Origin of the sequence: Actinomadura flavalba DSM 45200 (assembly GCF_000374305.1) — a bacterium.
Lineage (GTDB): Bacteria > Actinomycetota > Actinomycetes > Streptosporangiales > Streptosporangiaceae > Spirillospora > Spirillospora flavalba.
In genome coordinates, this window is sequence record NZ_KB894097.1 from 156,749 (window position 1) to 178,770 (window position 22,022).

18 protein-coding genes, 3 tRNA genes and 1 pseudogene are annotated in these 22,022 nt (G+C 74.1%); 7 read left to right on the forward strand and 15 right to left on the reverse strand.

The features are described from left to right. Positions 1–127 precede the first annotated feature (127 nt). From C229_RS0119440 to C229_RS34395, 3 genes are all read right to left on the reverse strand, one after another. Positions 128–200, reverse strand: a tRNA-His gene (locus C229_RS0119440). 2 nt (positions 201–202) lie between these two features. Beyond that, positions 203–275 (reverse strand) — tRNA-Arg (locus tag C229_RS0119445). A 1-nt stretch (position 276) separates the two neighbouring features. Further along, positions 277–349, reverse strand: a tRNA-Met gene (locus C229_RS34395). Between the two features lie 349 nt (positions 350–698). Here C229_RS34395 and C229_RS0119450 point away from each other — a divergent pair. The 3 genes from C229_RS0119450 to C229_RS0119460 all read left to right on the forward strand — a co-directional run bounded on the left by C229_RS0119450 (position 699) and on the right by C229_RS0119460 (position 3,758). Further along, entirely contained in the window at positions 699–2,387 is a 1,689-nt protein-coding gene (locus C229_RS0119450; protein WP_018656775.1) for an AMP-binding protein, read from the forward strand. A gap of 9 nt (positions 2,388–2,396) precedes the next feature. After that, on the forward strand, positions 2,397–3,407 hold the full coding sequence (locus C229_RS0119455) for a phosphotransferase family protein (RefSeq protein WP_018656776.1): 1,011 nt from the start codon (positions 2,397–2,399) through the stop codon (positions 3,405–3,407). Between the two features lie 63 nt (positions 3,408–3,470). Then, positions 3,471–3,758: a TFIIB-type zinc ribbon-containing protein gene (locus C229_RS0119460; protein WP_026313951.1), complete on the forward strand. Its 288-nt coding sequence runs from the start codon at positions 3,471–3,473 to the stop codon at positions 3,756–3,758. A gap of 42 nt (positions 3,759–3,800) precedes the next feature. Here the strand turns inward: C229_RS0119460 and C229_RS0119465 are convergent, their stop codons facing one another. From C229_RS0119465 to tal, 4 genes are all read right to left on the reverse strand, one after another. Beyond that, on the reverse strand, positions 3,801–6,344 hold the full coding sequence (locus C229_RS0119465) for a polynucleotide kinase-phosphatase (RefSeq protein ID WP_018656778.1): 2,544 nt from the start codon (positions 6,342–6,344) through the stop codon (positions 3,801–3,803). After that, a complete protein-coding gene (locus C229_RS0119470; protein ID WP_018656779.1) occupies positions 6,341–8,170 on the reverse strand; it encodes a 3' terminal RNA ribose 2'-O-methyltransferase Hen1 in 1,830 nt (609 codons plus the stop codon). The genes C229_RS0119465 and C229_RS0119470 overlap by 4 nt, the downstream gene beginning before the upstream one ends. Before the next feature lie 43 nt (positions 8,171–8,213). Then, positions 8,214–9,047, reverse strand: coding sequence for a DUF3152 domain-containing protein (locus tag C229_RS31160; RefSeq protein WP_155884938.1), 834 nt, complete (start codon positions 9,045–9,047; stop codon positions 8,214–8,216). A gap of 271 nt (positions 9,048–9,318) precedes the next feature. Continuing rightward, a complete protein-coding gene (gene tal / locus C229_RS0119480) occupies positions 9,319–10,446 on the reverse strand; it encodes a transaldolase (protein ID WP_018656780.1) in 1,128 nt (375 codons plus the stop codon). 471 nt (positions 10,447–10,917) lie between these two features. Between tal and C229_RS0119485 the strand changes: the two genes are divergently transcribed. Further along, positions 10,918–11,733 carry a TIGR02452 family protein gene (locus tag C229_RS0119485; protein ID WP_026313952.1) on the forward strand — a complete coding sequence of 272 codons (816 nt, stop codon included), beginning with the start codon at positions 10,918–10,920 and terminating at the stop codon, positions 11,731–11,733. A 4-nt stretch (positions 11,734–11,737) separates the two neighbouring features. Here C229_RS0119485 and C229_RS0119490 read toward each other — a convergent pair whose 3' ends face one another. The 4 genes from C229_RS0119490 to C229_RS0119505 form a co-directional block, all read right to left on the reverse strand. Further along, a complete protein-coding gene (locus C229_RS0119490) occupies positions 11,738–12,664 on the reverse strand; it encodes an LLM class F420-dependent oxidoreductase (RefSeq protein ID WP_018656782.1) in 927 nt (308 codons plus the stop codon). 119 nt (positions 12,665–12,783) lie between these two features. After that, positions 12,784–13,059, reverse strand: coding sequence for a hypothetical protein (locus C229_RS0119495; RefSeq protein ID WP_018656783.1), 276 nt, complete (start codon positions 13,057–13,059; stop codon positions 12,784–12,786). Positions 13,060–13,223: 164 nt separating this feature from the next. Beyond that, positions 13,224–14,564 (reverse strand): class I SAM-dependent RNA methyltransferase, encoded by a 1,341-nt coding sequence (locus C229_RS0119500; RefSeq protein ID WP_018656784.1) that lies wholly within the window; start codon positions 14,562–14,564, stop codon positions 13,224–13,226. Further along, positions 14,557–16,575: an APC family permease gene (locus C229_RS0119505; RefSeq protein WP_018656785.1), complete on the reverse strand. Its 2,019-nt coding sequence runs from the start codon at positions 16,573–16,575 to the stop codon at positions 14,557–14,559. The genes C229_RS0119500 and C229_RS0119505 overlap by 8 nt, the downstream gene beginning before the upstream one ends. A 158-nt stretch (positions 16,576–16,733) precedes the next feature. Here C229_RS0119505 and C229_RS0119510 point away from each other — a divergent pair, with 158 nt between their 5' ends. After that, on the forward strand, positions 16,734–17,399 hold the full coding sequence (locus C229_RS0119510) for a potassium channel family protein (RefSeq protein WP_018656786.1): 666 nt from the start codon (positions 16,734–16,736) through the stop codon (positions 17,397–17,399). After that, complete coding sequence (locus tag C229_RS0119515; protein ID WP_018656787.1) at positions 17,399–18,058, forward strand: potassium channel family protein; 660 nt, start codon at positions 17,399–17,401, stop codon at positions 18,056–18,058. Before C229_RS0119510 ends, C229_RS0119515 begins: the two co-directional genes overlap by 1 nt. 39 nt (positions 18,059–18,097) lie before the next feature. Here C229_RS0119515 and C229_RS0119520 read toward each other — a convergent pair whose 3' ends face one another. From C229_RS0119520 to murJ, 4 genes and pseudogenes are all read right to left on the reverse strand, one after another. Next, complete coding sequence (locus tag C229_RS0119520; protein ID WP_240487352.1) at positions 18,098–18,829, reverse strand: DUF3159 domain-containing protein; 732 nt, start codon at positions 18,827–18,829, stop codon at positions 18,098–18,100. Positions 18,830–18,900: 71 nt separating this feature from the next. Beyond that, a complete protein-coding gene (locus C229_RS0119525) occupies positions 18,901–19,311 on the reverse strand; it encodes an OB-fold nucleic acid binding domain-containing protein (RefSeq protein ID WP_018656789.1) in 411 nt (136 codons plus the stop codon). A gap of 26 nt (positions 19,312–19,337) precedes the next feature. Then, on the reverse strand, positions 19,338–19,799 hold the full coding sequence (locus C229_RS35475) for a hypothetical protein (RefSeq protein WP_018656790.1): 462 nt from the start codon (positions 19,797–19,799) through the stop codon (positions 19,338–19,340). A gap of 65 nt (positions 19,800–19,864) precedes the next feature. After that, a pseudogene (murJ, locus tag C229_RS35480) lies at positions 19,865–21,127 on the reverse strand (murein biosynthesis integral membrane protein MurJ); the annotation flags it as partial. A gap of 117 nt (positions 21,128–21,244) precedes the next feature. Between murJ and C229_RS0119545 the strand changes: the two are divergent. After that, complete coding sequence (locus C229_RS0119545; protein WP_018656793.1) at positions 21,245–22,021, forward strand: ABC transporter ATP-binding protein; 777 nt, start codon at positions 21,245–21,247, stop codon at positions 22,019–22,021. Position 22,022 lies beyond the last annotated feature (1 nt).

The window sequence follows — 22,022 nt, forward strand, 5'->3', positions numbered from 1 at the left end:
ACCTTCTTTTCTGTCCGCTGGCACGGGTCTTCCCCGGGGTTGGCAGGACGTTCCCGGCCGGTCCGGCTCCCAAGGCCACGACCGGACCGGCCGGGAACGTTCACCGTTCCCGGCCGCCGGCCGTCAGGGCGACCACCCGGAATCGAACCGAGGACCTCCAGGACCACAACCTGGCGTGCAGACCGCCACACCATGGCCGCCGCGTCTCCGGCAGGATTCGAACCTGCGATCTCCGGATTCGTAATCCGGCGCGCTGTCCACTGCGCTACGGAGACGTGACGGGAGCGGGAATCGAACCCGCCTGGAGCGGCTTATGAGACCGCCGGACGCGCCAGCGTCCCTTCCCGTCGCGGAAATGCGAGAACCGCCCTGCGGACCGTGTTCGGGGCGGTTCACCTGGGGGGCTGACCTGGACGGTCACGCCTCCCGGTGCGCACGCCGGAAACGGCGGTCTCGATGGCTCCGCATACGTCGCGTCATGATCCCGTCCTTTCCGTCCGGCGTGTTCATGACCTTCACTGTGCCCGTTCCCGTGCGGCCCGGCAACCCATTATCGGCGGCGACCTCCCGTTCGCTGCGCAGCGCCGTCAGCGCCCGGTGAACCCGTGCTTTCACCACGTCCTCCGGCACCCCGAGCGCCGCGCGGGCGGCCGGAAGTGGTCCGGGGCGGGTGCCGGGGAAATGGTTGAATCCGGAGTATGTGGGCGCCGTCACAGGAGTCGCGTCCGTGGCTGCGGCTCTATCCGGAGGACGTGCCGGTCGAGCCCGAGGTCCCGGACGTGCCGGTCACGCGGTTGCTGGACGACGCCGCGCGGCGGCATCCGCGCCGGAGCGCGCTGTGGTTCGCCGGGCGGCGGACCCGCTACCGGGCGCTGCGCGACGCCGCCGACCGGTTCGCCGCAGGGCTGGAACGGCTCGGCGTGCTGCCCGGCGACCGCGTCGCGGTGCTGCTGCCGAACTGCCCGCAGCAGGTCGTCGCGGTGTTCGGGACGTGGCGGCGCGGCGCCGTCGTCGTGCTGCTCGACCCGCTGGCGGCGCCGGCGGAGCTGCGGCACCGGCTGACCGACTCCGGCGCGCGCGTCGCCGTCGTGCTGGACCGCTGCCACCCGGCGCTGCGCGCGGTCCGCCGGGACGTCCGGCTCGATCACGTCGTCGTCGCGTCGCTGTACGACGCGCTGCCGCTGCGCGCCCGGGTCGCGCTGCGGCTGCCCGGGATGCGCGCCCGCCGCGCCAGGGTCGGCGTGCCCGTGCCGGACGAGCCGGGCGTCGTGCCGTTCCGCTCGCTCGTGCGCCGCGCGCGGGGCCGCGCCGTCCAGCATCCCCTCGACCCCGCGACCGACCTCGCCGCGATCCAGTACACGTCCGGCACCGAGGGTCGCCCCAAGGGCGCCATGTGCACGCACCGCAACCTCGTCGCCAACGCCGTGCAGGAGCACGCGTGGGACGTCGGCGGCCGGGACGTGGACGACACGACGCTCGCGCTGCTGCCGCTGTTCCACTCGTTCGGCCTGACGAGCTGCCTGGTCGCGCCGGTGATGAAGGCCGGGACGATCGTGCTGCTCCCCCGGCTCGATCTCGGCCGCGTCGTGCGCGCGCTGCGCCGCCACCGGCCGACGGTGTTCCCCGGCGTCCCCACCCTCTACGACCAGGTGCTGGACGTCGCCGGGCCCGCCGACCTGGCGTCGGTCCGCGTGTTCATCTCCGGCGCGTCCGGGCTGCGCCGCCCCACGATCGCGCGGATCGACGCGCTCGGCGGGCACCGGCTCATCCAGTGCTACGGCCTCACCGAGGCGTCGCCCGCGCTCACCGCGAACCCGCCCACCGCCGAGGCCCGCAACGAGACGGTCGGGCTGCCGCTGCCGCTCACCGACGCGGTGGTCGTGGACCGGGACGAGCCGACGCGCGTCCTGCCGCCGGGCGAGCCCGGCGAGCTCGTGGTGCGCGGCCCGCAGGTGTTCCGGGGGTACTGGAACCAGCCGCTGGCGACCGCGCGGGCACTGTCCCGGGGCTGGCTCCGCACCGGCGACATCGCGATCATGGACGCGGCCGGGTTCGTGACGATCCTGGAGCGCCGCGCCGACCTGATCAAGGTCAGCGGGTTCAGCGTGCTGCCGTCCGAGGTCGAGGAGGTGCTGCGCGAGCATCCGGCCGTGCTGGACTGCGCCGTCGTCGGCGTCCCCGACCCGCGCCGGGGCGAACGCGTCGTCGCGTACGTGGTCGAGCATCCCGCGTACCCGTTCAGCGCGGACGAGCTGCGCCGCCACTGCGCCCGCCGCCTCACCCGCTACAAGGTCCCGCGGGAGTTCCGCCCCCGGTCCGCGCTCCCCCGCGACGCCCTCGGCAAGGTCCTGCGCCGTGAACTCCGCGCGGCTGCCCGGAATGGTTGACTATCGGGCGTGCCTTCTCCCCCCGGAAGCGGCGCGACGCCCGCGCGCCTCGAACGCCTGGCCGCCGCCGCGCGGTCCGTGCCCGGCGGCGACGGCGAGGTGAGCGTCCTCTACGACCGGCACGGCGTCCTCGTCGTGCGGACCGGCGACGTCGTCGCCAAGCTGCACCAGGAGGGCCGCGCGGGCGGCGCCGCGCTCCATCGGCGCCTCACGCTCGCCGCCGAACTGCCCGAACTGCTGCCGCCGCTGGCACCGCCTGAAGAGTGTGACGGCCGCGCCATCACGTTGTGGCCCTTCGGCGAGCCCGTCGATCCCCACGACCCTCCGTGGGCGGACGCCGGCCGCCTCCTGGCCCGCCTGCACCGCCGCCCCGTCCCGCCCGGCGCGCCGCCGATGGGCCGCCCCGGACGCCTCGCCCGCGTCGTCGGCGCGCTCGGTGAGGGCACCGCCGAGACCGAGATCCGCCGAGCCTTCGCGACCCTCCCCGCCCGGCTGCGCGGGGAGCATGACGGGACGCCGCCCCGGCACCCCGGTCACGTCGTCGGTGAGCATGGCGAAGGCACCGCCGAGGACGAGATCCGGCCCGCTCGGGCGACCCTCGCCGCGCGGCCGCGCCGGGAGGCGGAGCCGTCCGGGGGTGGGCGGGGGTTGGTCCACGGGGACTGGCATCTGGGGCAGATGGTGCGGTACCGGGGGGAATGGCGGCTCATCGACGTCGAGGATCTCGGAATCGGGAATCCGGCGTGGGATCTGGCGCGGCCCGCCGCGCTGTACCTGGCGGGGGTGCTGCCCGCCGACGACTGGACGACGTTCCTCGGCGCCTACCAGGGCGCGGGCGGTCCCGTGGGCGCCACCGAGCCGCTGTGGACGGTCCTCGACCTGCCCGCGCGAAGTCTCGTGATCCAGATCGCCGCGACGTGCGTCCAATCGGCACGAGCGGAGGGCAGGCCGCTTACCGGCGCCGAGCAGGCGGTGGTGGACGCGGCCGGGCGGGTCGCGCGGGTTCAGGCACCCGCATGACGCGCCGTCCCGCCTGCCCTAGATTGACCCTTAACCGGGGAAATGAATGGAAGGAAGACAGCGATGCACTGCCCTAAGTGCCGCGGCGTCATGCGGACCTACACCCGCAACGGCGTCCACATCGAGCAATGCGACAACTGCCGGGGGATCTTCCTCGACTACGGCGAGCTGGAGGCGCTGAGCCGCATGGAGGCCCAGTACTCCGCGCCGCCGCCCCCGGCCGGCGCCGCGCCGGGCTGGGCCGCGCCGCCCGCTCCCGCCGCGCAGGTGCACCACCATCACCACGGGCGCCCGGGGCACCACCACCGCCCCTACGGCGGCGGCGTCTTCCACATGCTGTTCTCGACGTGACCCCCCGGCGTCCCGTCACCCCGTGACGGGACGCCGCCGTCGCTACAGGCGCGGGTCCACCGGCTCGGACTCCAGCGCGAGCGTCGCGAAGACCGGCTGGTGCCGCCGCCACAGCGGCTCCCCGGCGGTCAGCCGGTCCAGCGCCTCGATGCCCAGCGCGTGCTCGCGCGTCGCCAGCGAGCGCTTGCGGCCGAGCGACCGCGCCCGCAGCCGCTCCAGGTGCTCGGGCTCGGTGTAGTCGGGGCCGTAGATGATGCGCAGGTACTCCCGGCCCCGGCACTTGAGGCCGGGCTGCACCCGGCGCCCGTCCGGCTCGGGGCCGAGCGGCTTGACGACCATGCCCTCGCCGCCGCCCGCCGTCAGCTCCTCCCACCACCGCGTCGCCGCGTCCTCCGCGTCCGCGTCGGCGAGGTCCACGACCCGGGACGCCGTCGCGGCCAGCAGGCCGGACGGGTCCGCCGCCGCCAGCCGCGCCGCCCGCTCCAGGTGCCACCGGTGGTCCTCGGCCACCGCCCACGTGCGGCCCTCGGCCGCGAGGATCTGGAACGGCGCGAGCCGGACGCCGTCCAGGCCGTCGGTGTCCCAGCAGTAGCGGGCGTAGGCGTCGCGGAACCGGGCCGCGTTGGCGGCGCGGGCGTCCACGCGGGCGGCCAGGCCGCCGACGTCCAGGCCGCGCGCGGCGGCGCGGGCCACCGCGTCCCGCGCGGCCGGGAGCGCGGCGCGGGCGGCGGCGCCCGTCGCCGCGTACTGGACGCGGATCAGCTCGCGGGCCTTCAGCGACCACGGCAGCAGCTCGGCGTCCAGGACGAGCCAGCCGGTGTCCAGCTCGTCCCACAGACCGGCCGCGTCCGCCGCCGCCCGCACCCGGTCCAGCACCGCCTCGGTGGTGGCCGGGTCGCGGAAGAAGGGGCGGCCGGTGCGGGTGTGGACGGCGCCGGTGGTGCCGTCGTCCACGCCGAACCGGGCCGCCGCGACCGCCGCGTCGCGGGTGACGACGACGACCGCGCGCGAGCCCATGTGCTTCTCCTCGCACACGACCTGATCGACCCCCATGCTCCGGTACGCGGCGAACGCCTCCGCCGGGTGCTCCAGCAGGCCGGGCCGCGCCGACGTCGCGGCGGGCGCCATCGTCGGCGGCAGGTACACCAGCCAGCGCGGGTCGATCGCGAACCGGCTCATCACCTCCAGCGCCGCCATGGCGTTCTCCTCGCGCAGCGCGACGCGGCCGAGCAGCCGCGTCTCGACGCCGCCGACGCGCATGACGTCGTCGTAGGTGAGCCGGTCCGGCGCGCGGGCGTCCATCGCGCCGCCGCTCTCCAGCGGACGGACCGGCTCGTACCAGACCTTCTCGGCCGGGCGGGCGACCAGCTCGCCCTCCGGATAGCGCAGCGCCGTCAGGCTGCCGCCGAACACGACGCCGGTGTCCAGGCAGATCGTGTTGTTGATCCACTCGGCGCGCGGCACCGGCGTGTGCCCGTATACGACCGTCGCGGTGCCCCGGTACTCGTTCGCCCACGGGTAGCGGACGGGCAGGCCGTACGCGTCGGTCTCGCCCGTGGTGTCGCCGTACAGCGCGAAGGCGCGGACGCGGCCCGACGTGCGCCCGTGGTACGCCTCCTTCAGGCCCGCGTGCGCGACGACGAGCCGCCCGCCGTCCAGCACGTAGTGGCTGATCAGGCCGTCCATGAACTCCAGGGCGGCGGCGCGGAACTCCGCGGGTTCGGCGGCGAACTGCTCCAGCGACTCGGCCAGCCCGTGCGCGATCCGTGCCTTCCTGCCGCGCAGCACCCGCGCCAGCTTCGCCTCGTGGTTGCCCGAGACGCACAGCGCCGTCCCGGCCGCGACCATGCCCATGACGAGCCGCAGCACCCCCGGCGTGTCCGGGCCGCGATCCACCAGGTCACCGACGAACACGGCGGTGCGCCCGCCGGGGTGGCGGGCCCCGGCCGGGCGGCCGAGCGCGTCGTGCTCGACGGCGTAGCCGAGGTCACCGAGCAGGCCGACGAGCTCGGCGCGGCAGCCGTGCACGTCACCGATGACGTCGAAGGGGCCGGTCAGCTCGCGGCGGTCGTTCCACGGCCGCTCGGGACGCACCGTCACGGCGTCGATCTCCGCGACGTCGGTGAGCGTGTGCACGCGCTTGAACTCGCGGTGCAGCGACCGCAGCCCGCGCTTCAGCTCGCGGTGCTGGCGCGGCACGACGTGCGGCGGCAGACGGCGGCCTTCGGCGTTGCGGGCGGCGGCGACCTCGCGCGGCACGTCCAGCACGATCGCGCAGCTCAGCACGTCCTGCTCGCGGGCGAGGGCGCGCAGCGACTCGCGCGCCCTCGGCTGCACGTTGGTGGCGTCCACGACGGTCAGCAGGCCGCGCCGCAGCCGCGTCCGGACGATGTGGTGCAGCAGCTCGAACGCGTCGGCGGTGGCGGACTGGTCGTTCTCGTCGTCGCCGACCAGCGCCCGGCACGCGTCCGACGACACGACCTGCGTGGGCGTGAAGTGGCGGCGGGCGAAGTGCGACTTGCCCGAGCCGGTCACGCCGACCAGCACGACGAGCCCGTTGGCGGGGATCGGCAGTTCACGGCTCATCGGGTGAAGACCCCCATCTGGGTCGGCGCGCCGACCCGCTCGTCGTCGTCCCCGACGCCCTCGAAGCGCACCCGGTAGCCGTGCGCGGCGGCGACGCGCCCGGCCCAGGCGGCGAACTCGGCGCGCGTCCACTCGAACCGGTGGTCGGCGTGCCGGAACCCCGTCAGGCCCTCGTAGCGGACGTTGTACTCGGCGTTCGGCGTCGTCACGACGACGACGCGGGGCCGCGCGTCACCGAACACGACGTCCTCGACGGCGCCCAGGCGCGGCGGGTCGACGTGCTCGATCACCTCCATGAGGACGGCGGCGTCGTACCCCTTGTAGCGCTCGTCGGCGTAGGTGAGGGCGCTCTGGAACACGTCCGCGACGCGGCCGCCCTCGCGGCGTCCGCGCCGCAACCGACGGTCGGCCGCCTCCAGCGCACGCCACGACACGTCCGTCGCGGCAACACACGTGAAGAAGTCGTCCTGAAGCAACCGCGCGACGAGCTTCCCACCACCGCACCCGAGATCGATGACCCGCGCCGCGTCCTCCCGCCGCAACACCGCGACGACGGCACCCAACCGCCGCTCCGCCAGCGAAACAGCCACCACCTCCCGCCCAGCGACACCCCCGACAGCACCAGAGGCGCTGCCGGTGTCGGAAGCAGCGTCGGCATCGGCGGCGGGGGCGGCATCCGAGGCAGCAGCACCGATGTCGGCGGGCACTGCGGCGTCGGCGTCGGCGGCGGCGGCGTCGGCGTCGGGGGCGCCGACTGCGGCACCGGGGGCGATGGCGGCGGCGAGGGCGGTGCCGGGGGCGGCGGCGATGTCTGCGGGGGCGCCGACTGCGGCGGCGTCGGTGGCGCCGGAGGCTTCGTCGTCGTCGGGGGCGGCGGCGTCGGCGGCGGCGGCGGCGTCGGCGGTGTCGGGGGCGGCGGTGTCGGGGGCGGCGGTGTCGGGGGCGCCGGGGGCGATGGCGATGGCGGCGGCGTCGGGGGCGGGGGTGATGTCTGTGGGGGCGCCGATTGCGGCGGCGGCGGTAGGGGCGGTGTCGTCGGGGGTGGGGTCCTCGTCGAGGGTTGTGGGGTCGAGGGTTTCTTCGGTGGTGTCGTCGGTGTCGGCTAGGCGGGCGAAGGCCGTGCGGACCAGGGTGTGTCGGTCGTTGAGGTAGCGGCGGGTGATCGGGCCGCGCTCGGGGTGCGCGGTGAGCCAGCCGGTGCCCGCGCGCAGGAGCTTGTCCACCTCGTCGGGTGCGAGCCAGTAGTGCTTGGCCTCGTCCAGGACGGGCAGCAGGACGTAGAGCTGGTTGAGGGCGTCGGCGAGGCGGAGTTCTCCGCGCAGCGTCAGGTTCAGGTGACGCGAGTCGCCCCAGTCCGGGAACGCCGGGTCGAGCGGGACGGTCGTCGCGGTCACGTCCCAGCCGAGCGGGCCGAAGAACCGCTCCGCGCGCTCGGGGCCGCCCCGGCACGGCAGCGACGGCAGCGTGATCTCCAGCGGCAGCGCGGCGGCGGCCAGCTCCGGGCGGGCGTCGCAGCGGCCCCGCATCGCCGTGCGGAACACGCCCGCCATGGCCGACGCCAGCAGCGACGACGCCGCGTACGGCCGGTCGTTCACGTACTGGCCAAGGGAGAAGTCCGGTGTGTTCCGGGCGCGGGTGCGGACGAGACCGACCGGGTCGACCTCCAGCAGCAGCGCGGCCGTGCAGCGTTCGGGCGCCGCGTCCGGGAAGAACACGTGCGCGGTGCCGAACGCGCGGTCGAAGCGCTGCACCCGGTCCGGATGCTTGTGCAGCAGGAAGCCGAGGTCGGTCGCCGGCGGCGCGGTCGTGGAGATCGTCAGGAGCACCCGGTCAGTGTGGCCGAGCCCGGGCCGCCGCGACCATCGCTTTTCAGGCGTCCGGGCCGCTGAGGAACCGCGCCCGCCGGTCGAACGGCCACGCGTTCGCCGTGCAGCCGTTCAGTCCCTCGTGCTGCGTCTGCATCACCGGCGCCGCGCGTCCCTCGCCGGGGCACGCCATCGCCTTGAGGCCGAGCCGCCGCCCCATCTCGTGGTTGAGGACGTAGGCGCGGTGCTCGGCGGGCTGGGCGTCGAAGGGGCTCTCCGGAACCGCCCAGCGGTGCAGGTTCAGGACGATCTGCCGTCCGGCCGTGCAGTTCGCCGCGCCCTCGGTGCGGATCTTGTAGGCGCTGCACAGCTTCTCCGTCGTCTGCGCCGACGCGAGCCGCACCACGAAGTCGGGCGAACTGCGCACACGCTGGAACGTGCGGCGCCCACCGGCCGTCCAGCCGCGCGGGCCGCCGAGAATCCGTTCGACCTCCTGCGCGAACGCGACCGGGCCGCGGCCGATGCCGCCCTCCACCTCGACGGCGTAACGCAGCACCCGCCCGCCGGTCCCGCCGGGCTTGCCGGTGCCGGGAACCCGGTGGAACGTGCCGCTGCCCCCTTCGGGCAGGGTCGCGGCGGTGCCGGACGGCCGGGCGCTGACGGTCGCGGGCGCGCTGAGCGGCATGTCGATGTCGGCGCCGCTCGTGACGACGCCCGCCGCCACGAGCGCGACGACGCCGGTCACCGCGATGGCGCCGAACGTCCCGACCGTGACGACGAGATGCCGGATGCGGCTGCGCCGCGCGCCCTCGAACGCGCGGTCGAGGTCGCCGCCGATGCCCTGGAGCGCGTCGACGGCGAAGGGGTCGTCGCGGTACTCGGGCACGGCGTCGAACACGCCCGGTTCCTGCGACATCGGGCGCTGCGGGGGAGTCGCGCCACGGCGGTGCGAGTTGACGCGCCGCCGTCCGGGACCACGTTGAGGGGGCTGCATGGCGCAGTTCAGCATGCCAGATGCACGGGCCTGCGATGATCAGATCGGAGGGTCCGGTCGCGCCATAAATCCGTGGCACGGTCCCATCCGGCTCCCCCGCCGTCGGGAAGCACGGTTGCCGCCGGGGCCCTCGCGGCGCGGCGCGAGGGCCCCGGCGGCGGCGTCCGGGCGGACGTCAGAGGGCGGGCGCGGCGTTCTCGTACTCCTGGAACACCTTGCCGATGCGGCGGTGCAGCTCCTCCCAGTCGGCGACGAACCCGTCGATGCCCTGCTGCTCCAGGCTCCGCGCGATCTCCTCGTAGGAGATGCCGAACTCGGCCAGCTTGTCGACCAGGTCGCGCGAGGTCGCGTAGTGCTCGTCGGCGGGCCGGCTGAGCGGGCCGCCGTGCGTGGCGACCGCGTCCAGCGTGTGCGCCGGCATCGTGTTGATGGTGCCGGGGATCGCCAGCGCGGTCACGTAGCGGGCCTTGTGGAAGCGGTCGTCCTTGACGGCGGTGGACGCCCACAGCAGCCGCTGCGGGCGCGCGCCGCGGTCGGCGAGGATGCGCCAGCGCGGCGAGTCCATCGTCTCGCGGTAGATCTGGTGCGCGAGCCGGGCGTTGGCGATGGCCGTCTGCCCCCGGAGCCGCTCGGCCTCGGGCGAGTCCGCCTGCTCCAGCAGCTCGTCGACCGCGCGGTCGAGCCGGGAGATGTAGAACGACGCGACCGAGGAGATCTGCGACGGGTCGGTCCCGGCCGCGACGGCGCGCTCCAGCCCGGTCAGGTACGCGTCGATGACCTCGCGGTAACGGTCCAGCGAGATGATCACGGTGGCGTTGACGCTGATGCCGCGCGCGACCAGCTCGGTGATGGCCGGCAGGCCCTCGGTGGTCGACGGGACCTTCACCATGACGTTCGGGCGGCTGACCAGCCAGGACAGCAGCCGGCCCTCGGCCACGGTCCGCGCGGTGTCGCGCGCGTAGCGGGGGTCGACCTCGATGGAGACCCAGCCGTCGCGCCCGCCGGTGGACCGGTACACCGGCTCCAGCAGGTCGGCGGCCTGGCGGACGTCCATGACCGTCAGCATCCGGACCGCCTCCGGCCCGGTGACGCCGATGCCGCCCATGAGGCGCAGGCGGTCCTCGTAGTCGTCGGTCTCGGTCAGCGCCGCCGAGAAGATCGACGGGTTGGTCGTGACCCCGGTGACGTTGTACGTGGAGATGAGGTCCGTGAGGTTGCCGGACTCCAGCCGCTTCCTGCTGATGTCGTCCAGGTACAGCGAGACCCCGCGCTCGGCGAGACGTGCGGTGTTGCGGTTGCTCATGTGCTTGCCTTCCCTGCGTTGGGTGCACGACGGACGCGGCGCGCCCGCCGTGCGCGTCGGATGACCGACGAGATGGCTCGGGGACCGACGCATGATCGGCTTGGGGATTTTTTTGGGGCCCGGGAACGTACCGGGTTGCCGCCGTGGTGACGGCCTTGAGAGTCGCGCGCCGGGCGACGGTCCTCCGTCGTTGCCTCGGCCGGGCGATGGTGGTCCTGTTCCGGTGCCCGTACGGGTCCGGCGACCTTTGCCATGACTACTGACAGTGATATTAACGCTACGCAACGTCTTTGGCTAGAGGAACACGCCGAAACGTTTGCCGAGGTAGAGAGGCTGGCATGGATCAGCCCGCCTCCTCGGACGATCACGTTGCGTAGCGATGATCACGCGGCGTCACCGGCGGGGCGGACACGCGCTGCACCGTAAATCCGTGGCGCGACCCCGGCCCGGGCCGCACAATCGGGAGGCACGATGAGCAGACACCCCCGCCGCGCCGTGGCCGAGCAGACCGTGACGATCCTCGACACCGGGCGCTACCGCGCCCCGTCCGGGCACGACGTCGACCTGTCGGACGCGCTCGCGGCCAGCGTGCGCGGCACCGTCCTGCACCGCCCGGCCGAGCCGGTGCCCGCGATCCCGCCGCCGGGCGCGGCGGGCCGCGTCGAGGTGACCGGCGAGACGACCCTGGCCGCCGCCCGCCGCCTGGGCGGTGACGGCACCGTCCCGCTCGCGCTCAACTTCGCGTCCGCGAAGAACCCGGGCGGCGGCTTCCGCAACGGCGCGCACGCGCAGGAGGAGGGGCTGGCCCGCTCGTCGGGCCTGTACGCGTCCCTGCGCGCGGCGCCGGAGTACTACGCGTTCCACCGCGCCCAGGGCGACCTGCTCTACAGCGACCACATGATCTACTCGCCGTCGGTCCCGGTGTTCCGCGACGACGCGGGCACGCTGCTGGACCACCCGTACCCGGTGGCGTTCCTGACGTCCCCGGCACCGAACCGGGGCGCGATCCGCGACCCGGCGCACGCCGCGCGGGTCTCCGGGGCGCTGGCGCGGCGCGCGCACCGGGTGCTCGCGACGGCGCTGCACCACGGCCACGCGTCGATCGTCCTCGGCGCGTGGGGCTGCGGCGTCTTCCGCAACGACCCGCGCGAGGTGGCCGAAACGTTCGCCGGGCTGCTCGGCGGCCCCTTCGCGCACCGTTTCGGCCACGTCGTCTTCGCCGTCTGGGACACCGCCGCCGGTGCCCCGCGCCACACGGCGTTCGCCGAGGTCTTCGCCCCGGCGTGACCGCTCAGAGCTTGTCGAGCACCTCGAAGGCCAGCAGTTCGAGGTGGTTCAGGTCGTCGAGGTCGAGCACCTGGAGGTAGACGCACTCGGTGCCCGCGTCGGCGAAGCGGCGCAGCTTGTCCAGCAGTTCGGCCGGCGTGCCCGCCAGGCCGTTCTCGCGGAGTTCGGCGGGCTCGCGGCCGATCGCGGCGGCGCGGCGGGCGATCTCGTCCTCGTCCCGGCCGCAGCAGACGACCTGCGCGGCCGAGTAGACCATGGGCGCGGTGCGCCCGGCGGCCTCGACGGCGGCGCGGACGCGGCCGTAGGCGGCCACCGTGTCGTCCAGGGTGTGGAACGGGACGTTGTACTCGTCGGCGTAGGCGGCGGCGAGGCGCGGGGTGCGCTTGGCGCCGAAACCGCCGATGATCACCGGCGGGCCCTCGGGCCGGACGGGCTTGGGCAGCGCCGGGGAGTCCTTCAGGGTGTAGTGGGCGCCGTCGAAGTCGAACGTCTCGCCCTCCGGCGTGCGCCAGAGGCCGGTGCAGATCCGGAGCTGCTCCTCCAGCCGCTCGAAGCGCTCGTTCAGGCTGGGGAACGGGATGCCGTAGGCGGTGTGCTCGGCCTCGAACCAGCCGGTCCCGATGCCGAAGTCGACGCGTCCGCCGCTCATCCGGTCGACCTGGGCGACGGAGATCGCGAGCGGTCCCGGATAGCGGAACGTCGCCGCCGTCATCAGCGTGCCGAGCCGGACGCGGCTCGTCTCCCGGGCGAGGGCGCCGAGCGTGATCCAGGCGTCCGACGGTCCCGGCGTTCCCGCCACGTCCCCCATCTTGAGGTAGTGGTCGGAGCGGAAGAAGGCGTCGAACCCGAGATCCTCGGTCGCCTTGGCGACGGACAGCAGTGTCTCGTAGCTGGCCCCCTGCTGGGGCTCGGTGAAGATCCGAAGGCGCATGTCCCCATCTTGGTACGCGCGCCGCCCGGGCCGCGCCACCGGGGGGCGTGTCGCCCCCGCGGGGAGTGGAGGGTTGAGGAGCCGGGCGTGCGGCCCGGCTCCTCCGGATGCGGGTCGGGTCAGTGACCCGAGACCGCGGTGCCCGGCACGCAGGTGAACGACGAGGCGTCGTTCTGGGCGTGCAGGCCGACGAGCTGGAGGAGACCGCTGTCGGGGCGGCTGATGTTGCTCTGGCACGCGTTCATGACGACGGTGGAGCCCGGTCCGTGGCCGCCGCCGTGGTTGCCCGCGTTGTTGTACGAGTCGCCGCCGGCGAGCATCGTGGACAGCACGGCGCGCTCCGGCAGGACCTCACCGGTCAGCGACTCGAGCTCGGCGTAGCTGAAAGCCTTCATGAACTCTTCCTTCTTCCCCCGGGTACCGACCGCCGGATGACGGTCGGTGGCCGCCCCGTCACACAACCCCGTGGGCGGCCACGACAGGTATATCAACGCTCACCCATCGTGACAACACAGAACCGGGAAACGTTCCGCCGCGTGCCGCGTCGGCTCGGGCGGAATCAGCCCTTGACCAGCACGGCGAGGCATTCGACGTGCTGCGTCATGGGGAAGGCGTCGAAGGCGCGGAAGGACTCGACGGTCCAGCCCCGGGCGCTGAAGTAGGACAGGTCGCGGGCGAGGGTGGCCGGGTCGCAGGAGACGTAGGCGATCTTGCGGTCCGTCAGCCGGGCGATCTGGTCGACGACGGCCTTCCCGGCGCCCGCCCGGGGCGGGTCCAGCACGGTGATGTCGGCGCCGCGCACGCGGGCGCCGCCGCGGTGCCCGGTGCCCGAGCGCTTGTTCTGCGTGCGGGACGTGGCGTCGGCGCGGCCGAACTCCAGGTCGCGGACGATCTCCTCGACGGAGCCGCGCTCGACCGACACCTGCGGGAGGTCGCGCAGGTTGAACTTGGCGTCGCGGACGGCCTGCCCGTCGGACTCGACGCCGACGACGAGCCCGTCGCGGCCGACGCGGTCGGCCAGGACCCCGGCGAACAGGCCGACGCCGCAGTACAGGTCGAGGGCGATGTCGCCCGGCTTGGGCTCCAGGGCCTGCACGACCGCGTCGGCCAGGAGCTGCGCGGCGCCGGGGTGCACCTGCCAGAAGCCGCTGCCCGACACCTGGAACAGCCGCCCGGAGACCTCCTCGCGGACGTACGGGAGGCTCGCACCGGCCTCGGGCTTGCCGCGCACGAGCCGCACCGGCACGTTCAGGCGGGGCACGCGCGCGTTGCGGCGGCCCTTGAGGACGACGAGCCGGTCACCGGTGGTGGACGACACGATGCCCTCGACGGACGCCGCCCCGGGCCACCGCTTGCGCTCGATGCCCATCATCTCGACGCCCGGGTGCGCGATCAGGCACTCGTCGATGTGCTCCAGGTCGTGCGAGCGGTGCCGGCGCAGCCCGATCGCGCCGTCGGCGGCGGCGAACTGCACGCGGGTGCGCCAGCCGAGGCCGGGCGGCGGGGTGAAGTCGTCGGAGACCGGATACGGGACCTCCTCGACGACGACCGTCCGCTCGATGCCCGCGACGCGCGCGAGCTGTTCCTGGACGACCAGCGCCTTCAGCGCCCGCTGCGCGGGCAGCGACGCGTGCTGCCAGTCGCATCCGCCGCAGCGGCCCGGCCCGGCGAACGGGCACGGCGGGTCGACCCGGTCGGGCGAGGCGGTGACGATCTCCTCGGCGTCGGCGCGCAGGAACCGCTTGGTCACCTCGGTGACGCGGGCGCGCACCCGCTCCCCCGGCAGCGCGTGCCGGACGAACACGACCCGTCCCTCGTGCCGGGCGACGCAGAATCCGCCGTTGGCGACGTTGCCCACGTCGAGGTCGAGCAGGTCACCGGCTTCGGGGTTATCAGTCACGGTCGGAAACGATACCGCCGCCGCGGACCTCGCCGTCCGTGTGCGGCGGGCGCCGCGACGACCCCGGCCCGGGGGGTTCGGTGCGGCCCTTGAGCCGGTCGGACGACTGGAGCTGCCACGCCACGCTGGTGACCATGACGCCCGGCTGGAACAGCAGCCGGCCCTTGAGCCGCAGCGCGCTCTGGTTGTGCAGGAGCTGTTCCCACCAGTGGCCGACGACGTACTCGGGGATGAAGACGGTGACGACGTCGCGGGGGCTCTTGCGCCGCACGCTCTTGACGTAGGCGAGGACGGGCCGCGTCACCTCGCGGAACGGCGAGTCGAGGATCTTGAGCGGGACGGGCAGGTCGAGCGCGTCCCACTCCTCGCGGAGCCGCCGCGACTCCTCGGCGTCCACGGCGACCGACAGCGCCTCCAGCGTGGACGGCCGCGTCGCCCGCGCGTACGCCAGCGCCCGCAGCGTCGGCTTGTGCACCTTGGACACCAGGACGATGGCGTGGTTGCGGGCGGGCAGCGCGACGTCCTCGCCGGACGGCTCCAGCTCGGCGGCGATCCGGTCGTAGTGCCGCCGGATGCCCTTCATCATGAGGAACAGGACGGGCATCGCGATGACGACGATCCAGGCGCCGAGCGCGAACTTGGAGATCAGCACGATGACCAGGACGATCCCGGTCAGCGCCGCCCCGAACGCGTTGATCGACCGGGACACCATCATGCGGCGGCGCCGCGCGGAGTCGTTCTCCGCAGCCAGCAGCCGGTTCCAGTGCCGCACCATGCCGATCTGGCTGACGGTGAACGACACGAACACCCCGACCGTGTACAGCGGGATGAGCTTGGACACCGACGCGTTGTAGGCGTAGATCAGCAGCCCGGCCAGCGTGGCGAGGATGATGATGCCGTTGCTGAACGCGAGCCGGTCGCCGCGCGTGTGGAGCTGGCGCGGCAGGTACCGGTTCTGCGCGAGCACCGAGCCGAGCACCGGGAAGCCGTTGAACGCGGTGTTGGCGGCGAGGAACAGGATGAGCGCCGTCATCACGGTGACGACGGCGAACCCGATCGAGAAGTCGCCGAACACCGCGTGCGCGACCTGCGCGATGACGGGTTCGGCGTCGTGGATCTCGCGTCCGGTGGCGGGGTCGACGAGGTGGCTGCCGAGGTCGGGTTCGGCGTACTTGGCGCCGGTCAGGTAGGCCATGGCGGTGACGCCGCCGAACATCGTGATGGCGATGGCGCCCATCATGAGCAGCGTGGACGCCGCGTTCTCGCCCTTGGGCTTGCGGAACGCGGGCACGCCGTTGCTGATCGCCTCGACGCCCGTCAGCGCCGCGCATCCGGACGAGAACGCCCGCAGCAGCAGGAACACCATCGCGAACCCGGCCGCGCCGGACTCGTCGCCCTGGATCTCGAACCCGGCGGTCTCGGCGCGCACGTCCTCGCCGAGGACCATCCGGACGGTGCCGAACAGCAGCATCCCGACGATCGAGGCCATGAACAGGTACGTCGGGATGGCGAACGCGACGCCCGCCTCCCGCAGCCCGCGCAGGTTCCCGACGGTGAGCAGCGCGACGATGACGACCGCCACGAGCACTTCGTGGGGCCGCAGGAACCGCAGGAACGCGCCGAGGTTCTCCACCCCGGCCGACACCGACACCGCGACGGTGAGGACGTAGTCGACGAGCAGCGCCGAGGCGACGAGCACGCCCCAGTTGCTGCCGAGGTTGACGGTCGCGACCTCGAAGTCGCCGCCGCCGCTCTGGTAGGCGCGGACGTTCTGCCGGTAGGAGGCGATGACCGTCAGCAGGATGACGACGACGGCCGCCGCCACCCAGGGTGTGTAGTGGTACATGACGAGACCGCCCGCGCCGAGCGCGAGCAGGATCTCCTGGGGGGCGTACGCCACCGACGACAGCGCGTCGCTGGCGAACACGGGCAGCGCCACGCGGCGCGGCAGAAGTTGTTCGTGCTGCTGCGCGCTGCGCAGGGCGCGGCCCACGAGCAGCCGCTTCGTCAAGTCCGGAACCGTCGGCACGACAGGAGACTCTAGACCCGCCCCCGCGCGACACCCCGCTGGCCCGCCGGGTAGTGCTCCCCTGCGCGGATGTGTAGCTTTGCAGGCCGCGAGGATCGGCGCGCCGCGGACCATCCGCGGGACCGGGGAAAGGGACGGCCGTGCATATCGTGATCATGGGGTGCGGGCGGGTCGGGTCGACGCTCGCCCACATCCTGGAGGACAAGGGGCACTCGGTGGCGATCATCGATCAGAGCCCCGAGGCGTTCCGGCGGCTGCGCAGCGGGTTCCGGGGGCGTCGCGTGACGGGGTTCGGGTTCGACCGGGACGTCATCGCCGAGGCCGGGATCGAGCGGGCGGCGGCGTTCGTGGCGGTGAGCAGCGGCGACAACTCCAACATCATCTCGGCGCGGGTGGCGCGCGAGACGTTCGGCGTCGACAACGTCGTGGCGCGCATCTACGACCCGCGCCGCGCCGAGGTCTACCAGCGGCTCGGCATCCCGACGGTGGCGACGGTGCGGTGGACGGCCGACCAGATCCTGCGGCGGCTGCTGCCCGAGGGCGCCGAGCCGCTGTGGCGCGACCCGAGCGGCCAGGTGGTGCTGGCCGAGCTGGAGACGGGCGCGCAGTGGGTGGGCGAGCCGGTGTCGGCGCTGGAGGAGGCGGCGTCGACGCGGGTGGCGTTCCTGACCCGGATGGGCGATGCGCTCGTCCCGGACGCGGGGACGATCGTGCAGGACGGCGACGTGGTGCACATCATGGCCCGCGCCGCCGAGCTGGAGCGGATCAACGCGGCCGTCGCCGCGCGGAACGAGGGGGACGCCTGATGCGCGTCGCGATCGCCGGGGCGGGCGCGGTGGGCCGGTCCATCGCGCAGGAGCTGCTGGAGAACGGGCACGAGATCCTGCTGATCGACAAGAGCCCCAAGGCCATCAAGGTCGAGATGGTGCCGCGCGCGGAGTGGCTGCTGGCCGACGCGTGCGAGATCGCCTCGCTGGACGACGCGGCGCTGGAGCGCTGCCAGGTCGTGGTGGCCTCCACCGGGGACGACAAGGTCAACCTGGTGGTGTCGCTGCTGGCCAAGACCGAGTACGGGGTGCCGCGCGTCGTGGCGCGGATCAACCATCCGAAGAACGAGTGGCTGTTCAACGAGTCGTGGGGCGTGGACGTGGCCGTCTCGACGCCGCGCCTGCTGTCGGCGCTGGTCGAGGAGGCGGTGAGCGTCGGCGACCTGGTCCGGCTGATGACGTTCCGGCAGGGCGAGGCGAACCTGGTGGAGCTGACGCTCCCCGAGGACGCGCCGCTCGGCGGGCACCGGGTCGGGTCGGTGGACTGGCCGCGCGACACGGCGCTGGTGGCGATCATCCGCGAGGGGCGGGTGCTGGTGCCGAGCCCGGACGACACGCTGGAGCCCGGCGACGAGCTGATGTTCGTGGCGAGCCAGGACGTCGAGGACGACCTGGCGGCGCTGCTCGGCGGACGCTGACGCGGCGGGGGGCGGGCCGGGCGGGCCCGCCCCCTCGGTTCACGACGTCGCGGCGGAGCCCTTCAGCGGCGTGCGGCCCCGCGCCAGCAGCCACGCCATCGCGGCGAGCGCGGCGACCTGGAGCGGCCAGCCCATGAGGATCTTGGACGTGCCCAGCAGCGCGCTCTGGTCGCCGTCGGCGAGCCAGATGGGGTACTGGACGACGACGCGCGCGACGCACGGCAGCATGAGCAGCCACGTCAGCCGCGTGCAGAGCTTGACGACGCCGGGATCGGAGCGCCAGGCGGTCGGGTCGCCGGTGACGGAGCCGACGATGAACCCGACCAGCGGCCAGCGGACCGCGATCGAGAACAGCATGGCCGCCGCGTAGACGGCGTTGTAGACGATGCCGGGCAGGAACGCGTCCTCGGCGTTGCCCGAGCGCAGCGCGAAGAACGCGGCGATGCCGATGCCGATGAGGCTGTTCAGCACGAACTGCGGGTTCTGCCGCTGCACGAGCCGGACGACCAGCAGCAGCACGGCGGCGCCGACACCGGCGAACACGGCGGTGCGGACGTCGTCGCGGACGACGTAGGTGACCGTGAACGCGATCGTGGGGACGGCGGCCTCGGCCATGCCGCGCACGCCGCCGAGCGCCTTGGAGAGCTGGGCGCGGACGGCGGCCTCGACGGTGTCGTGGGCGGCGTCGTCCGGCCGTTCCCGGGGGGCCTGCGCGCGGGCGGTCCCGTCGCCGGTGCCGTCGCGGACGTCGTCCGTCACTCCGTCGTTCACCGCACCGTCCAACGCGCCGCTCCTGGCGTCGTCCACACCGTCTCCCCCGTCCGGGCCGTGTCCCGGGCGGCTCACGCGGCTCCGCGCAGCTCGTACCGGGGGTTGAACATGACCTTGCGTCCGTCCTGGAGGCTGACCAGCCCCTCGGCGCGCAACCGGCGGCCGGGGTCGATGCCGGCGATGCGGCGGCGGCCCAGCCAGACCAGGTTGATGACGTCGGTGCCGTCGTACAGCTCGGCCTCCAGGGCGGGTGCCCCGCCGCGCGGGCGGAGCGTCACCGTACGCAGCGTACCCGCCACGCAGTGCCGCGCGCGCTCGCCGCACGCGTGGATCGGCGTCGCGCCCTCGGCGTCGGTGTCGCGCCGCAGCTCGGCGGCCTCCAGCTCGGCGTCGCTGGACGCCATGCGCCGCAGCAGCCTGCGCAGGCCGCGCCGGGGCGGCCGTCCCGTCTCCGGCGTCGTCTCCGCCGGGCGTTCGTCCATGGGTGGAAGCGTAAGGCATGGGACGTTCATTCCGATCGCCCGGAACGGCGCATCCGGCGGCGGGCCAGTTCGAGGAAGTAGCCGAGTTCGCCGACGCGCAGCAGCCGCGCGGCGCCGAGGAACACCAGGCCGCCCGCCAGGGAGCCGGTGAGGACGGCCAGGACGGCGGGCAGCCGGTCGCCGGGCAGGTGCCCGCATCCCCACACGGCCGCCGCCGCGACGAGCCCGCCGGGCACCGAGGCCGCGTAGAGCTTGGCGAGCGTGCGGGTGATGCGGCGGCCGTCCATGCCGCCGAGGCGGCGCCGCAGGATCGCGACGGCGCCCGCCGAGCCGAGCACGAAGAACAGCCCGTACGCGAGCGGCAGGCCCACGACGACGTCGGCGGGGTCCGCGAGGGCGAGCAGCGCGACGGCGACGGCGGCCTGGGCGAGCGCTGCCGGGATCGCGAGCAGGCCGGGGGTGCGGGTGTCCCCGAGCGCGTAGAACACGCGGGCAGCACCATCGGCGCGAACACGGCCATGACGAGCCCGATCCGGCGCGCGTCGTCGGGGCCGGTGCTGCCGTAGCCGAACAGCAGGACGGCGCCGGGCACCGCGAACACCAGCAGCGCGGCCGACAGCGGGACGAGCGGCACCGACGCCAGCCGCAGGCCCCGGGAGAAGTCCTCGCGCAGCAGGTCGCGGCGCTCCTGGGCGACGTGCGCGCTCATCCGCGGCAGCAGCGCGGTGATCACCGACACCGCGATGATCGCGTACGGGAGCTGGAACACGACCATCGCGAGCTTGTACGCGGCCGGTCCCGCGCCCGCGACGGGCTGGCCGGAGGCGTCCACGGCGCGGTCGCCGGCGCGGGTGGCGACGTTGGAGGTGACGAGCAGCGCGGCCTGCCAGGCGACGATGTAGAGCATCATCCACCCGGCGTTGCGGGCGGCCTCGCCGAAGCCCGAGCCGCGCAGATCGAACCGGGGCCGGAACCGGAACCCGGCGCGGCGCAGCGTCCAGCCGAGCAGGACGGCCTGGAGGACGGTGCCGAGGGTGGAGCCGAGGCCGATGACGGCGAGCTGGGCGTCGGTGACGGTGGCGATGCCCCGGTTCGGCCCGGCGTACCAGAGGAACGCGAGCCCGGCGGCGATCGTCACGGCGTTGTTGAGGACGGGCGCCCACATGGGCGCGCCGAACCGGCTCCGGACGTTGAGCAGCGTCGCGGCCAGGCCGCTCGCGCCGATGAAGAACACCTGGAGCAGCAGCAGCCGGGTGAACAGGACGGCGACCTCGCGCTGCCGTCCGGTGTAGCCGCCCGCGTAGAGGGAGATCAGCCCGTCGGCGGCGGCCACCGCGACGATCGTCAGGACGGCGAGGGCGGGCAGCGCGACGCTGACGAGGCGGTGTTCGGTGGCGGTGCCGCCGTCGGCGTCCAGGGTCCGGCGTTTCACCAGGAACGGGACGAAGACGCTGGCCAGCAGCCCGCCGAGCAGCAGTTCGTAGACGGTGTACGGGATCATGTCGGCGGTCTGGAACGCGTCACCGAGCAGGCCGACGCCGAGCGCCGCCGCGAGCACGGTCGTGCGCAGGAACCCGGTCGCGCGGGACACGGCCGTCCCGATCGCCATGATCAGCCCGGACCGGGCGAGGCCGGGCGGGCCGCCGATCTCCTCGCGCTCGGTGCCGGTGCGCTCGGCGAGGCTCGTCCCCTCGCCGATGCGCGTCGGGTCACCGACCGGGCGCAGGCCCGGTTCGGGTTCGGTGGCGGGCTCGGCGCGCTCGGCGGCGTCGATGACCTCGGGCAGGAACGGGCGCCGCCCCGGTTCGCTCGCCATTCCCCGCAGTATGCCGCAGGTGGGCTTTTCCCCACCCCGACCGGCTCCCTACGCCCATCGGCGCCGGTCCGCGCGCTCCGTAGCGTCGATCACGAGAACGCTACGAGGGAGACGACGATGACGGTGAGAACCGCCGCGGGCGAGGCACTGCGGCTGGAGAACGTGCGGAAGGTGCACGGAACGGGCGACGGCAAGGTCGACGCCCTGGCGGGCGTGTCGGTGGCGCTGCCCGCCGGGTCGTTCACGGCGGTGATGGGGCCGTCCGGGTCGGGCAAGAGCACGCTGCTCCAGTGCGCCGCCGGGCTCGACACCCCGACCGGCGGGCGGGTGTTCGTGGACGGCGCCGAACTGGCCGGACGCAACGAGGCGGCGCTGACCCGGTTCCGGCGCAGCCGGATCGGGTTCGTGTTCCAGCAGCTCAACCTGCTGCCGACGCTCGACGTGCTCCAGAACGTGACGCTGCCGCTCAAGCTGGCCGGACGCCGCGTCGACACCGCGCACGCGGTCGAGACGCTGCGCCGCGTCGGGCTCGGTGACCGGTTGCACCGGATGCCCGCCGAGCTGTCGGGCGGGCAGCGGCAGCGGGTGGCGATCGCGCGGGCGCTGGTGGCGCGTCCGCCGGTGCTGTTCGCCGACGAGCCGACCGGCGCGCTGGACACCCGCAGCGCCCGCGAGGTGCTCGGGCTGCTCCGGGAGACCGTCCGCGCGCACGGCCGCACGGTGGTCATGGTGACGCACGACCCGGTGGCCGCCGCGCACGCCGACGCCGTGCTGTTCCTGGCGGACGGACGGCTCGTCGGGCGGCTCGCCGCGCCGACCGCCGAGGCCGTCGCGGAGCGGATGACCCACCTCGGGGACGACGCCGAGGTCCAGCGCGCGCGGACGGGGGCCTGAC